14 protein-coding genes are annotated in these 14,195 nt (G+C 38.3%); 4 read left to right on the forward strand and 10 right to left on the reverse strand.

What is annotated here, in order from left to right:
- Window positions 1–15: 15 nt before the first annotated feature.
- The 6 genes from AC4D4B_RS08290 to AC4D4B_RS08315 form a co-directional block, all read right to left on the reverse strand.
- A complete protein-coding gene (locus AC4D4B_RS08290; RefSeq protein ID WP_490995285.1) occupies window positions 16–624 on the reverse strand; it encodes an alpha/beta hydrolase in 609 nt (202 codons plus the stop codon).
- A gap of 433 nt (window positions 625–1,057) precedes the next feature.
- Complete coding sequence (locus tag AC4D4B_RS08295; RefSeq protein ID WP_490999634.1) at window positions 1,058–1,186, reverse strand: hypothetical protein; 129 nt, start codon at window positions 1,184–1,186, stop codon at window positions 1,058–1,060.
- Between the two features lie 137 nt (window positions 1,187–1,323).
- A complete protein-coding gene (locus AC4D4B_RS08300) occupies window positions 1,324–2,577 on the reverse strand; it encodes a CDP-glycerol glycerophosphotransferase family protein (RefSeq protein ID WP_490995286.1) in 1,254 nt (417 codons plus the stop codon).
- Window positions 2,578–2,999: 422 nt separating this feature from the next.
- Window positions 3,000–3,923: a C40 family peptidase gene (locus AC4D4B_RS08305; protein WP_490999635.1), complete on the reverse strand. Its 924-nt coding sequence runs from the start codon at window positions 3,921–3,923 to the stop codon at window positions 3,000–3,002.
- A 14-nt stretch (window positions 3,924–3,937) separates the two neighbouring features.
- Window positions 3,938–5,020 carry a dipeptide epimerase gene (locus tag AC4D4B_RS08310; protein ID WP_490995288.1) on the reverse strand — a complete coding sequence of 361 codons (1,083 nt, stop codon included), beginning with the start codon at window positions 5,018–5,020 and terminating at the stop codon, window positions 3,938–3,940.
- The gene (locus AC4D4B_RS08315; RefSeq protein ID WP_490999636.1) at window positions 5,010–5,948 is read right to left on the reverse strand and encodes a S66 peptidase family protein; all 939 of its coding nucleotides are present in this window, start codon (window positions 5,946–5,948) and stop codon (window positions 5,010–5,012) included. The genes AC4D4B_RS08310 and AC4D4B_RS08315 overlap by 11 nt, the downstream gene beginning before the upstream one ends.
- A gap of 624 nt (window positions 5,949–6,572) precedes the next feature.
- On the opposite strand from AC4D4B_RS08315, the gene AC4D4B_RS08320 reads away from it, so the two are divergent.
- The 4 genes from AC4D4B_RS08320 to AC4D4B_RS08335 are packed head-to-tail and all read left to right on the forward strand — an operon-like array spanning window position 6,573 to window position 9,568.
- Window positions 6,573–7,703, forward strand: a complete 1,131-nt coding sequence (locus AC4D4B_RS08320; protein ID WP_490999637.1) for a helix-turn-helix domain-containing protein — start codon at window positions 6,573–6,575, stop codon at window positions 7,701–7,703.
- A complete protein-coding gene (locus tag AC4D4B_RS08325) occupies window positions 7,696–7,899 on the forward strand; it encodes a PLDc N-terminal domain-containing protein (RefSeq protein ID WP_490995291.1) in 204 nt (67 codons plus the stop codon). The genes AC4D4B_RS08320 and AC4D4B_RS08325 overlap by 8 nt, the downstream gene beginning before the upstream one ends.
- Window positions 7,899–8,801 (forward strand): ABC transporter ATP-binding protein, encoded by a 903-nt coding sequence (locus tag AC4D4B_RS08330; protein WP_490995292.1) that lies wholly within the window; start codon window positions 7,899–7,901, stop codon window positions 8,799–8,801. Before AC4D4B_RS08325 ends, AC4D4B_RS08330 begins: the two co-directional genes overlap by 1 nt.
- Window positions 8,798–9,568, forward strand: a complete 771-nt coding sequence (locus AC4D4B_RS08335) for an ABC transporter permease (protein ID WP_490999638.1) — start codon at window positions 8,798–8,800, stop codon at window positions 9,566–9,568. Before AC4D4B_RS08330 ends, AC4D4B_RS08335 begins: the two co-directional genes overlap by 4 nt.
- Window positions 9,569–9,655: 87 nt before the next feature.
- Here AC4D4B_RS08335 and AC4D4B_RS08340 read toward each other — a convergent pair whose 3' ends face one another.
- The 4 genes from AC4D4B_RS08340 to AC4D4B_RS08355 form a co-directional block, all read right to left on the reverse strand.
- A complete protein-coding gene (locus tag AC4D4B_RS08340) occupies window positions 9,656–10,252 on the reverse strand; it encodes a DedA family protein (protein ID WP_490995294.1) in 597 nt (198 codons plus the stop codon).
- A gap of 46 nt (window positions 10,253–10,298) precedes the next feature.
- Window positions 10,299–11,297, reverse strand: coding sequence for a glycosyltransferase family 2 protein (locus AC4D4B_RS08345; RefSeq protein ID WP_490999639.1), 999 nt, complete (start codon window positions 11,295–11,297; stop codon window positions 10,299–10,301).
- 14 nt (window positions 11,298–11,311) lie between these two features.
- The gene (locus tag AC4D4B_RS08350) at window positions 11,312–13,000 is read right to left on the reverse strand and encodes a DUF6044 family protein (protein WP_490999640.1); all 1,689 of its coding nucleotides are present in this window, start codon (window positions 12,998–13,000) and stop codon (window positions 11,312–11,314) included.
- Window positions 13,001–13,294: 294 nt separating this feature from the next.
- Entirely contained in the window at window positions 13,295–14,077 is a 783-nt protein-coding gene (locus tag AC4D4B_RS08355; protein ID WP_490995297.1) for an HAD family hydrolase, read from the reverse strand.
- Window positions 14,078–14,195: the final 118 nt, after the last annotated feature.

Here is a 14,195-nt window from a genome sequence, read left to right on the forward strand (position 1 = left end):
CTAATCATCTCCAATTTATTTAAATTGCTGAGAAAACCATAAGCCTGCAGCCTCAACCTCTGATTGAGTCAACTGGTGTCCGTTATTTTCCCAATAAACCTCTACTTGGGCTCCGGCAGCCTTCAGCATTTCACTCAGTTCTTCTGTTTCTTCCGGTGGACAAATGGGATCGTTTTTGCCGGCACCTATAAAGATTGGCAGACCTTCCATTTCCGGTAGCTTCATTCCTCTTAACGGAACCATAGGATGATGCAAAATAGCTCCCTTTAATACATCCTGGTAATGAAAAAGCATACTGGCAGCTATATTAGCTCCATTTGAATAGCCGACTGCCAACACATTGTTTCGGTCAAACCCATACACGACTGAGGCTTCGTTTAAATAATCGTTTAGTTCCTTTGTACGAAACTTTAAATCTTCAACATCAAAAATACCTTCAGCCAATCTTTTAAAGAACCTTGGCATTCCATTTTCCGAAACATTGCCTCGGACACTTAAAACAGATGACTCAGGTGAAATCAATTGAGCAATCGGTACTAAATCATGCTCTGTTCCACCTGTACCATGCAGCATAAAAAGTGTTGGAAGTTTCATATTTGTTCCCTTTATAAAATAGTCTCTCATGCATATTCCCCCAATTGATCGCTTGAAACGTTCCAATTTATCCCTTGAATTCTTGAGATTCTTACCTCACAGGATTTCAATTCTATTAAGATCACTTTAAATTTATCTTGAAACTAGTATATTATAGAACTTTATTTATTACAAAATTGAGCAGCAAGGGTATTCCTCTATTAAAATAATCGATGAGGATAGAGGGCCATTATAGTGATTGTCCATAAAAGTATTCAGATAACCAACCAACGCAAAAAGGTCCTGATCAGCACGGAAAGACTCTGATCAGGACTATTCATTGATACCGATAATATGGTTCCACATTGTTACTTCTAACCTTTCTTTCAATCTGAGTTTTGTTTCTTTGGCTACAGGTTATTAAAATACCTTAGTAAGCCGCTAAATGTTATTGGAGTTTTTCGTTAGTTAATAAGCAAGCTCTCTACAGAAGGGGAGTCGGTATAGAAGAATCAATCGCTTCTAAAACATGAATCGTTTCATGCAAATCCTCCTTTGTTATTATCTCAAACTTCTTTCCAATACCCGACAGAGCACTCTCACATATTTTCAATCCTAACCCCTCCTTTATAATAAAAAAGAGCCTATTTTATATAGGTCTCTCCATTCTTTTTCTACAGCTAAATTGCATCTTTTTCATATTTTTTAAAATGATGTAATTATAGATAAACAGCAGTTTATTATTATAAATTAATGTGAAAGTAAGAAATCAATCACCCGATCCGATGCTTTACCATCATTTAAATCACAAAACTTATCGTAAAATTCAGGATAATTTTTAACTTTTTTCCTAGCAATATCCTTCAACACTTCATACAATTCCTCTTCATTTTTACAAATTGGTCCAGCATGAAAATCCTTTAAATCAAAATAAGAACCCCTTAACGTTCCTACATAGTGGTCATAATCAGGTACGTAATAGATAACAGGTTTTCTACTGCAATACCAATCAAATACAATTGAGGAATAGTCAGTGATTAAAACATCTGCCGCGCACATTAATTCCGTCGCATCATCAAAACGGCTAACATCAATCACTCTATTAGAAAGATTCGATAAAGTTTTTCCGGAGCTACTCATATGATGAGAACGTATGAGTAAAACTGCATCCTTAGGAGCGTATTTTATGAATGTCTTTGGATCCAATAATAAATCAAACTCAAACATCGCGTTACCAATATGTTTTCCATCCCTCCATGTAGGAGCGTATAAAAATACAGGGGTAGAGTCACTTAGAATTCCCAAGTTGGTTCTGATTTCTTTTCTTTTATTCTCATACTTTTTATTTTGATAGAATATATCATTTGCCGGATAACCATACTCCAAAATAGGACCCTTGTATTTAAATGCTGATTTAAAAATGTCAGTTGAATATGTATTTGGTGTTAAGAGTGCATTCCATGTCGTTGATTTTGTATAAAATTCCGGGGTTGACCTCTTTTCTATAGGTCTTGATGTTAAATCCCAATGAAGTCTTTTAAAAGGAGTTCCATGCCATGTTTGTAAATAAAACGTTTCAGGTCTATGATACCAAAGAGGAAATGTTGTATTATTGACGATGAATTTAGACTGAGCCAACAGTTTGTAATACTCTTCACTTGCCCGTGATACTATTAAGGGATTACCAGGTATCTTAGAATCCCCTTCATAACACCAAATATAAGTTAAATCAGGGTACCTCTCAAGCATTCTTTCATAAATATAACGCGGATTTCCGGTATACTGTTTTCCTAGATTACTTTCAAAAAAGATCATCTCATTATTAATAGTCAGTTTTTCTACAGCATTTCGATACTGCCAAGGTTTACCATACCCACGATGCTCAGCTATTAAGTTAAATAACTCTGGATGATGTGGAAAGACCTTTTTCTTCAAATCATCTTCTGACATATTGGAAAAATAGTTAATAATCAGTCTCTTTAATTCATTGAAATCTTCATTCATTTACACCCCTCCATCCACCAATATATTTCAAATTTAAATAGGATCAATCTTTAACCTCTATATCTATTATTGCAATTATATACATTTTTGTAAAATACAAGCTTACCATATTAACTAGTGAAGACACTTTCCTTAATTCATGCTGCGAATGAAAATCATTTCTACCTCACAAAAAAGTGATGATGAAGGACATTGGAGTGAAATATGCTTTTCATGTCTAAAATAAAGGGGGCTAGCCTTATAATGTAACTGAAAATTTATTAAAAGCACTTCATTCTAATTAATATCTCACCCCATTAAATTACAATTGATTTAAGTCAGTAAACAATCTAGTCATATTTTTTATATGAACCATGACTTCGCTTGAAAGAATAATTTTCTATAATCAGACTTAGGTTGGTGCCAAAACGATTTAGCAAACTCTAATCATTGTAATTGGAGTATCTCCTTGCCATACATACCTCTTTTTCATATATAGTGCCATCAATCGGGATAATTTCAATTGATTTACCTGTATGTGGTGAATGAAGAAGTTTACCTTGTCCATAATAAATCCCGACATGATGAATGGCTCCTTTTCCATGATCATAGGCAAAGAAAAGCAAGTCCCCCCTTTGCACTTCATTTAAAGCAATCTGTTTGCCCTCCTGCGCCTGTTCACTTGCATCGCGCGGAATAGAATAGCCATTTGCCTTATAAATGGTATAGGTAAATCCTGAGCAATCATATCCATAGCTGCTCAGTCCACCCCACAAATAGGGCAAGCCGACAAATTGCTCTCCAGACATGACGATGTCTGCATTACTCCCTTGAACCTCCCTCTCTTGATTGTTAAGTAAAGCAATATCGTCTCTGTGTAAAAATCCAATACCTAAAGGTGTGTCTACAAGTATCTGTCCATCTTTTTCACCAAGATACGATAACCTTGTTTGATAGCTTAATACGAGGGTTTCTTGTGTTTTCTCCAGTGTAAGCAAAGCCTTCCGACTTGTAATCAAGGCAAAAGTGTCATTGGATTCAGGTTCATAATTCTCCAGCTGGCATAGAGGAACCCAGCCTGGATATCCTCTGGTATCTTTCTTTGAAGACTGCTCGATAGCGATGATATGGGCCCAGCCATGTTTGCATTCGAGCAGCAGGACCTGTTCCCCAAATAATAATTGGGTCTGGATTCTATTGGATTCGCATAAATCAAGCCGCTCAGCCTCATTCATAAATAGAAGCCATTCCTCCAATCGGACCGGATGGCTAATGGCTGGCCGATCAAGCTCTCTATAGGACTGATTAGTAGTCCAAACGGTTGCTACAGCTACATTAACAGTCATGATTTTAGGAGTATCTCCCACTTTGTGATCCCCTCTCACTTGAGCTGAATATTCCTGATACCTAATCCATCCGTTTCAGGTAACATAAATTTACTTCCATTATATTGTATGCCCCCTTCAACCAAGGAGCGGGATAACATGAGAGGGGCATCAAAATCATAGCGGGTAATATTACGTTTACTTACAGCAAGGTGAGCAGCAGCGGTTAAACCTAAATGCGTTTCAATCATACTGCCCATCATACATTCCATCCCTGCCGCCTCAGCTAATTGATTAATGTATTGGGCGTAAAAAATCCCCCCAGTTTTCATCAATTTAATATTAATCATGTCTGCACTCCGTGTACGAATGACCTCTAAGGCTTGCCTTGGGGTAAATACACTTTCATCTGCCATAATACATGTATTCACCTGATTCGTTACTTGTCTGAGCCCTTCCAAATCATCTGCCTTCACCGGTTGTTCCACCAATTCAATTTGTAAACCCATATCTTCCATACGGCTGATTGCCCGAATCGCTTCCTTCGCTGTCCATCCCTGGTTAGCATCCAGACGTATCGTAATCTCATTCCCCACACACTTTCTAATTTCTTTCACTCTGGCAATATCTTCATTTATATTACCGAGACCTACTTTAACCTTTAAGGTCGTAAAACCGCTCTTCACATATTCCAATGCCTCCTCCCCCATTACGTGAGGGATATCCACACTTACCGTAAAGTCCGTTTCAAGCTGAGAGCTTCTGCCACCTAAATACTGATAGAGAGGCAGCTTACTATTCTGGGCCAAACAATCATAAATGGCCATATCAATTGCCGCTCTTCCGCTTGAATTCCTTGTCATAATAGCGGAAAGATCATGAAAGATCTCTTCGAAACTCAAAATATCTTTTCCTATTAAATAGGGTTTAAAGAAATCGTGAATCGCTGTTTCTATTGATTGTAATGTATCACCAGTAATAACAGCAGTTGCGGTTGCTTCTCCCCATCCAACCAGGCCATTATCACATTGAATTTTCACATAAACAGAGTCAGCATTGTTTACATTCCGTAATGCTGTTTTAAATGGTTTAAGTAAAGGAACTTGTATACGATAGGTTTCAATATTACTAATCTTCATCAGCAATGCCGCTTTCAATGGTAAGTGTCTTCTCTATCGTGTTGATTTTGGCTTTCACGCCAAGTGGTACTCCGACATGTGGATTGCAATGGCCAATTTTAAATCCACTCATAGCTGGCTTATTAATCAATTTTGTATAGTGAGTCAACACCTCATCGAGGGTGAGTGTTCGTCTGCTTTTTGGCTCGCAATCGGCAAAATCACCAATGACTAGACCGGCAATATCATTTAACTTTCCAGCCAACCATAAGTGATTTAAGAAAATATCGATATTCCTTGGCTCTTCATAAATATCTTCTATTAGAAGTATCTTTCCCTTCGTATCTATTTCAAAGGGAGTCCCCAAGGTCGTTGTCATCAAGCTTAGATTGCCTCCTACTAATTCTCCCTCCGCTTCTCCCTCGATAATGGGGTGCAATGGAGAGATATCCTCTGTATAGATCAATTCTTCAGATTGAAACAGCTGTTTAAATGATTCCTTAGAGCGAGGATGAATATCTTCATTACCTAAATCAGATGCAAGCATAGGCCCGTGAAAGGTGACTAAGCCAGTCTTTTGTCGAATCGCCGTATGTATAAATGTAATATCGGAATATCCCCAGAAAATCTTTGGGTTATTTCTGATTACGTCATAATCGATGGCATCCGCAGTTCGCGCCGTCCCATATCCTCCACAAGCACAGATAATGGCTTTTACATCTTCGTCCTTAAACATCGCTTCAAGATCTTCCACCCGATCAGCGTCTTCGCCTGCAAGATAACCATATTCCTTATAGATATGGCTGCCCATTTTTACAGTAAGACCTAAATCCTCTTCCAGAAAAGACAGTGCTTTTTGAAGGGCCTCCTTCTTCGGAGGACTGGCAGGAGCAATAACGCCCACTGTATCTCCCTCTTTGATACGTTTTGGTTTAAGTTGTTCTAACATCTTCTCACTCCCCAATTATGAAATAAAGGATGCTCTATTGAACATCCTTAAATTAGCCGAGAACTATAGGTTCGTTTCTTTATAGGAATCTTCAATACTAAAAATTACGATTCCTACAAAATAAAAAGCCAACTAAACTAAATGTATGTAAAATAAATCAGTCCTATTCAGTTCTATACCTAAAAACAACTAGCTTTTTGTGTAGATTTTTTTCCACATACCCTCCCTTATTTTCTTAATTATCAAATAATTAAAGCGAAAAGAAACCATAAAAAACTCATTTCTTCAAAGAGTTCCAAAAAGTACTTTTACCTTCCCTTATTCATAATAACAATAACCCATTTAATTTACATAAATAAACAACGATTTGGATGAACGATTATTAATTACCAAAGACAATAAACCTATACCTATAATAAGTAAGCCACTTGGAGATTGGATTTATGATTGGAGTTCCTGTTGAACTGACATTCATTGCATCATCATTACAAAACCCTAGGACTTATTAATTGTCGACTGTTTAACACAAAGTTTCTCGACAGTTGATTTTGTATCGAAAAATATCGTATTGCTCCATTTAGCTTTATAGCATCTATGGTTACAATAGGTATAGGAGGTAGTTGTATGTACTCATTAAATTTTTCGTATAACCTTGCTAACTTGCGCCGTAAAAAGAAACTCACCCAAAAGGAATTAGCGGATTTCATCGGCGTTACGAAAGCATCCGTATCTAAATGGGAAAATAAACAGAGCTTGCCGGACATCTTACTATTACCCCAGCTCGCATCCTTTTTAGATGTAAGTATAGATGAATTGCTGGGCTATGAAGCACAGTTGAGTCGTGAACAAATCCAAAAGCTATATGTGGAGCTTGCTTCTGACTATACAAGACTGCCCTTTAATGAAGTAATGAATAAATCAAGAGAACTGGTTCGCCGCTATTATTCCTGTTATCCCTTTTTACTCCAGATGTGCATCCTTTGGCTGAACCATTTTCCTCTCGCAAAAGACCAGGATGAGCAACAAAGAATTTTGCACGAAGCTGTAACACTTTGTGAGCATATTGAGGAAAATTGTAAAGTAATAGATATTTGTAATGATGCTATTACTGTGAAAGCTGTAATCAACCTCCAACTCGGTAAAGCTGCAGAAGTCATTGAAGCATTGGAGATGATGGCAGATCCGACTCGTATTTCTCACCAAAGTGATTCAATTTTGGCGCAGGCTTATTTGGCCGTCGGGGATTTAGAAAAAGCCAAAAGCTATACACAAATCAATATGTATCTACATTTGATATCGCTGATTGCAACTGCGGTCCAATACCTAGTCATTCATATGGATGACCCTGCAGTATGTGAAAAAACGATTAAAAAAACAGAAGGATTGATTCAGCTGTATGATTTAGTCACCCTGCATCCGAATAGCGCAGCACAATTTTTCTATCAGGCAGCACTTGTCTATATCACAAATGGAGAAAAAGAAAAGGCATTGGCAATGCTAAGGCAATATGTTCAGACAGCTCGAGTGCTTTTTACCCATAAGCACGCGATTCTCCACGGGGATACTTATTTTGACAGGCTGGATGAATGGATTAGCAAGCTTGACCTAGGGGCATCACCACCCCGAAATATGCGCCTTGTGGCAAAGAGTGTATTGGAGTCTTTTAAGCATCCATTATTTACAGCACTTCAAGACGATCTGGAATTTCAGAGAATACAAAGAGAACTTACGGAAGGAGTAAAATATTATGAATGAAATCAAAGAATTCTTACCCTTTATTATCCCTTTGGTTATTGCAGAATTTACATTGCTGGGTTTTACCATACATCATATTTTGACTCATAAGACCTATAAGCGCGGCAGTCGTACCATGTGGCTAGTTATCGTGATAATCGGCATGCAATTCATAGGACCCATTCTGTATTTCCTGCTGGGAAAAGAGGATGCATGATGAATATGTTAACTTTATCTCATGTTAAAAAGCGGTTTGGAGATAAAAAAGTATTAGAGGATGTCACTTTTTCTGTACCGGAGCATACTGTTTTTGGTTTTGTGGGTCAGAATGGTGCTGGGAAAACCACGACTATGAAAATCATTCTTGGCTTGCTGGAGGCAAACAGCGGAGAGATTACTGTTGGCGGAGAAAAGGTTCGCTACGGCGATACTCCTACAAATCGGCTTATTGGATATTTACCTGATGTACCTGAGTTTTATTCTTTTATGACTCCTATGGAATATTTGCATTTTTGCGGTGAGCTCACAGGGATGTCATCTTCGAGTATCAAGGCTCGTACCAAGGAGCTTCTGGAGCTTGTGGGACTCTCCAATGAGAAACGGCGAATCAAAGGATTTTCACGCGGCATGAAGCAACGGCTAGGAATTGCACAAGCGCTTTTCAACCGACCTAGACTGCTGATTTGCGATGAACCTACCTCCTCTCTCGATCCTGTCGGAAGAAGGGAAATTCTAGATATTCTTACAGCAGCAAAGGAACATACAACCATTCTCTTTTCCACGCATATCCTATCCGATGTTGAGCGTATATGTGATGAGGTCGCATTCCTTCACGATGGAAAAATTGTATTCCAGGAATCAATGGAACAGTTAAAAAGAGACCATGCAAGCATCGGGTATGAAATTGAGTTGGAGTATCCTGAAGATACGGAAAAACTGCTTGCTGCTTTTCAAAGTATGAAAAAAAGTAATGAGAAACATCTATTGCTGGAACGAACTGACCAGGTACAGACAGAAGCTGTCCTACGTTTTATTTTGGAGAATCATATCCCTTTCCGCCGTTTCGAAAAGCAGGAGCTATCGCTGGAATCTCTGTTTATGGAGGTCGTCAGTAAATGAAATCTTTTCTAGCTTTTTTCAAAAAAGAGTGGATGGAATGGAGTCGAACAGGACGAATGCTCATTCTACTGCTAGTATTTGTACTTTTCGGGATTATGAATCCAGCCATAGCAAAGATAACTCCATGGATGATGGAGATGATGGCAGACTCTCTGGAGGGATCGGGTCTTGTCGTTACAGAGGTTACAGTAGATGCCTTAACCTCCTGGACTCAGTTTTATAAAAACATGCCAATAGCCCTGATTATTTTTATACTGCTATGCAGTGGATCCTTTACTTCAGAATATCAAAAAGGAACACTCATCCCTGTTCTGACAAAGGGTCTCTCTCGCTGGAAATTCATTATCGCAAAGAGCATGATGATATTTACATTTTGGACAGCTTGCTATTGGATCTGCTTTGGCATCACTTATGCTTATAATGCTTTTTATTGGGATAATAGCATTGCTTTGTACACCAACTTTGCAGCAATGTGTTACTGGCTTTTCGGGCTTTGGGTGCTGTCATTTATGGTACTGTTTTCTACACTATCCTCCAGTAATACCACTGTTTTACTCGGAACTGGGGGTACTGTACTGGCGGTTTATCTCATCGGACTTTTCCCAAAGCTAGAATCTTTCACACCGATAAAGCTAACTGAAGCCATGAGTCTCCTAACAGGGCTCGAAGCACCGGGAGAGTATGTCACTCCGATAGCACTATCTGCCGGCATGGTCGGAATATGCCTTGCTGTTGCGGTAACGATTTTCAAAACAAAAAAGATATAAGATATGTTAAAACAGAAGCCACTGTCAGGATTATCCGACAGCGGCTTCTGTTTCTCTACATTATAATGAACTATATGTAAAATATTTTTAAAGTCTAATTTTATTTCTCGCAGGAGAGAACCAGTTTTTCCATGCAAGTACTACGATGAAAATCAAGAAAAAAATGACCGCAATGAAGCTCAAATACTTGAGACCAATCATATTTCCGAAATAAAATCCAATCGTCATATAAAGGGTTGTCCATAGTAAGCTTGCTAAAAATGCGAGTGAGGAAAATTTTGCATAGGGTAATTCACGTGTTCCTGACATATAGGGAGTTAGCTGTCTAATTCCCGGCAAAAAATACCCTATAACAACCATTTTATTTTCAAATCGATCAAACCTCGTATGCATACTCTGCCAGCGTTCCGGTGTGATTTTCACTAGATTTCCATACTTCTGGATAATGGATGTCCCAAGCTTCCTTCCAATCATATAGGTAAAAAACATGCCCACATTAGCACCCAATAGAGCAGCGCAAATGGCCCAAAGAAAATTAAGGTTTTGTTCAGCAATAACAGCACCGATAAAAATAACAAATGTTTCCTCAGGTGCAGGAATACCTACAATCCCGCAAAATAAAACAAAGATAATCACCCAGTATCCATACAGCTGTATATAATGTGTAATAGCATCAAGCGTCATGTAGTTTCCTTCCTGTTTTCAAACCAATGATACATATATATTCCTGTTAACGAGATTTATATTGATTTTCCTGGTTCGCCTGGTCTTTTTGATCTTCAGTATAGTTGTCCACATCAATGGCATATATCGGCCTTTGTTTAACCTCTTTAAAAATCTTGCCAATGTATTCACCCACTATTCCAATACCAATCAACTGCAGCCCGCCAATAATCCATAGAGAAATCATAATGGAAGTCCAGCCAGATTGTGTATTCCCCAGTGTTTTTTGAATCAGAGCATAGCTGCCTGCGACCACACTGATAAACAGCGTCAAAATGCCAATGTAGGTAACACAGCGTATCGGCGCAACACTAAAGGAGGTAATCCCATCAAGCGCAAATGAAATCATTTTCTTTAACGGATATTTAGACTCTCCCGCTTCTCTTTCCTTCCGATTATAAAAGACTTCAGCGGAGGAAAAGCCAATCATCGGAATCATCCCTCTTAGGAATAAATTCCGTTCCTTATATTTTAAGAGTTCTCCCAATGCTCGCTTGCTCATTAATCTAAAATCTGCATGATTAGGAATTAGTTTGATTCCCAATTTACCCATCATACGATAAAAGCTAAGCGCTGTAGTCCGCTTGAATATAGTATCCTTCTTCCGCTGATCTCGGACTCCATAGACAATATCATATCCCTGGTTGTATTTTTCAACCATCTCTTTTATGACCTGAATGTCATCCTGTAAATCAGCATCGATGGAGATGACACAATCGGAATGCTTTTGGGCCGTTGCCAGACCAGCGAGCAATGCATTTTGATGACCCACATTGCCAGCTAATTTCAGGCCCTTGACTAACCTATTCTGTACACTCTCCATTTGTATTAAATCCCAGGTATCATCAACACTGCCATCATCCACAAATAAAATAGCACTTCTTTCTGAGATTACGCGGGAGTCCAATAACTCTTTAAGAATGGATGAAAGCTCTTCAGATGTTTTAGACAATACCTCCTGTTCATTGTAACAAGGCACAACGATTGTTAATACAGGCAGATTCATTATGAGTAACTCCTTTACATGACATGATATAGATAGATCTTCCACGCTGAATCTTCATGATCAAAAACATCCATCAATTCAAGGTTATTCTCATCTGCATTCACAATAGGTACAGCTGAGATTATATATTGACCGCCCATTTCTTTCAGTACATTCGTATTCAACTCTAAATTTTTTATCGTTTTGGATGAATTTTTTTCGTAATCATATTTCTTTCCAAGCTCATCCACGAAAATATAACAACGCCCGCCCCATTTATCAAAATATTTTTTAAGCTGAGCGTTCTTATCCAGCTCACCCTCAATAATTTCTCGGAACTGATGCTTGTACGCTAATGGATAGTAATTGTTATACGTATCCAAGGTATAAAAGCCATTATATTGAGAAATGGCAGGATGTAATCCTATGCTCACCACTCTGTACGTTTCCTGAGGTTTTCCAATATAATCTTTAATCTCAGTAAATTGGTCAACAGCATAAAACTCCTTAAAAGTCGGTGCATTCAGTCTTCCATAATACACTTCCGGATTGTACATAAATAAGACAATCAGCTGAGCAACAATGACTCCTTTTGAAAACTGCCTCCATCCCCCTCCATTTTTCCAAAGAACGCGGCAGGACAGGGCAAACAATAAGTACAAAACTAACGGTCTCAGGAAATGAAAACGGGCAAAATTAAAATTATTTAAAAGTGAAATTTGTTCTTTCAAGGATGCCCATCCCTCATAAAACCAAAACGCATACCACGCAGACAAAATAAAATTCAAAATAAACAGCTGCACAAAGCGTTTCTCACTTTTCCAAAGCTTATTCCGATAAATAAACCATAAAGCTATAAATGACACAGGCAAAATAATATATTGATGAAGCGTTAATACATGATTATGTCCAATTATGTAATTTTTAAATATAAGCCGTACAGATCGCGCAAATCCTAATGCTGAGCTGAAATATTCATCCCGGCTGTTGGGCTCTTCAGGAAATACTAAAGAATAAACCAAGCGATATTCAATCAACAAGTAAATAAAAGTCATTAAAGCAATACTTCCGAAGAACTTCCAATTAGGGTCTTTTTTCTTGATCCAATCATAAAGCCAAAGCAATCCCATAGCCACCAGGAAGAAAAAGAACCCCAGGACAAAGCTCGAATAAAAAGGCAGTAGGATTAAAATGAGCCAATCCGTCCATTTACTATCTCTGCCTCTAATATTTAAAAAAGCATACAAGGCTAATGGATGACCCAATGTTGCAAGCATTCCGGATGGCCAAAAAGGAGTCAAAGCAAAGGCCAGTGCAACGAATACACGAATAAAGCCATATTCCTCTTTTCTAACAAAATGCTTTTTAAGTAAGAGGTACATGCCTATAAACGCAAAGATCCTGGTAATCGCCTGACTGATTGAATATGCCGTCATGGATGGTATTAAATAATGGAGCCACTCAATTCCGCTGAATTCGGTTCCAATTGCATTCCTCGGCAAACCATTAATGATTTGTGGAATAGTCTCATTTATCGGCCCAAACAGCATTTGATTATCCTTCAGAACCTTATACCAAGCGATATTGGAATCTAAGTTATCATGCACCCGTATATGAGAATTTTCACCAAGTATAAACATCGGAGACAAATAAATGATCAGCAACACCGTCGCAGCTATCAATAACTTAGTTTCCTCAGTCCATTTATTTCTTAATTCCCCCACAGCTATACACCGACTTTTCAAGATATATTTAAACTAACCCACCAATAATTGTAAAATTCCAATGTACTCATGGTAGCTATTTACATATCCGATGTCAAGGAGCTATTGGGTCAATATGGATACTGATAGTCACAAAAATAGGCACTTATAAATATAGGCTTACTGAAGTAAGTAAAGATAAAATCATCACTACGAAAACAGCCAAAAATAAAAAACCAATTCAACCCGGGGGTTTTACCCCTAAAGGATGAATTGGTCTCCGCGACACTTTGTAAAATTTCTTTCAGGCCATAGTTATATTTCCTGCAGCAATGGTAGTAAATCTGCCAGTTTCTTAATCTCATAGGTAGGCTTCACTTGATCCGTTACTTTAAGATAGCGGTTTACCCAAACAGATCTTATTCCTGCCCGATTGGCACCGAGAATATCTGTCATCAGATTATCTCCAACCATTAGGACATCTTCTTTTTCAACCTCTAATAACCCTATAGCATGTTCAAAGAGTTCGGGAGCCGGCTTCCCTTGTCCAAAATCCCCTGAAATAACAATATGATCGAAATAAGGAGCTATTTCAGGTGTTATTTCCAGTTTTGTTGTTTGCAATTGCGGTGAGCCATTTGTCAGTAAAAGAAGCTTAACACAACCCTTTAATTGGTCCAGCACTTCAAAGGTATCCTCATAAATAAAGGGATGTTTTCTTCTTTCTTCAGGAAACTTTTCTGCTAATTCCTTGCCTAAATCCGCATCCTCTATTCCCAATGCTTTCAATCCATTCGTCCACGCATCCTTGCGATAGAGCGGCATAATTTGAGCCATTATTTGAAATTGCTCATGGTTGTCCTGAAAATCGCCCCATAACCCCTCAAATGGATTTATCCCAATCATTTGTGTAAATGCGAATGTTTCATAGGAGCTGTACAGTTTAGCGGCTTCCTTTCTTACTGATTCTTCCAGCTGCACTGGATCAATCTGATATTTGTTTATAGCCAACCTGCAGGTTACCCTGAAGGCTTCCTGAACACTTTTTTGATCCCATAACAATGTATCATCGAGGTCAAACATGATTGCCTTTACCATATCGGTTCCTCCGTCCCTGCATCAACCACTCCGGTTAGTATCCTATTAATATAGAAATGTTTTGTTCTTTCGTAAATGACATCATGAAACATTTCTATAATGGATTTACCACTTTTCC

This window comes from Pradoshia sp. Z6_59, assembly GCF_058267515.1.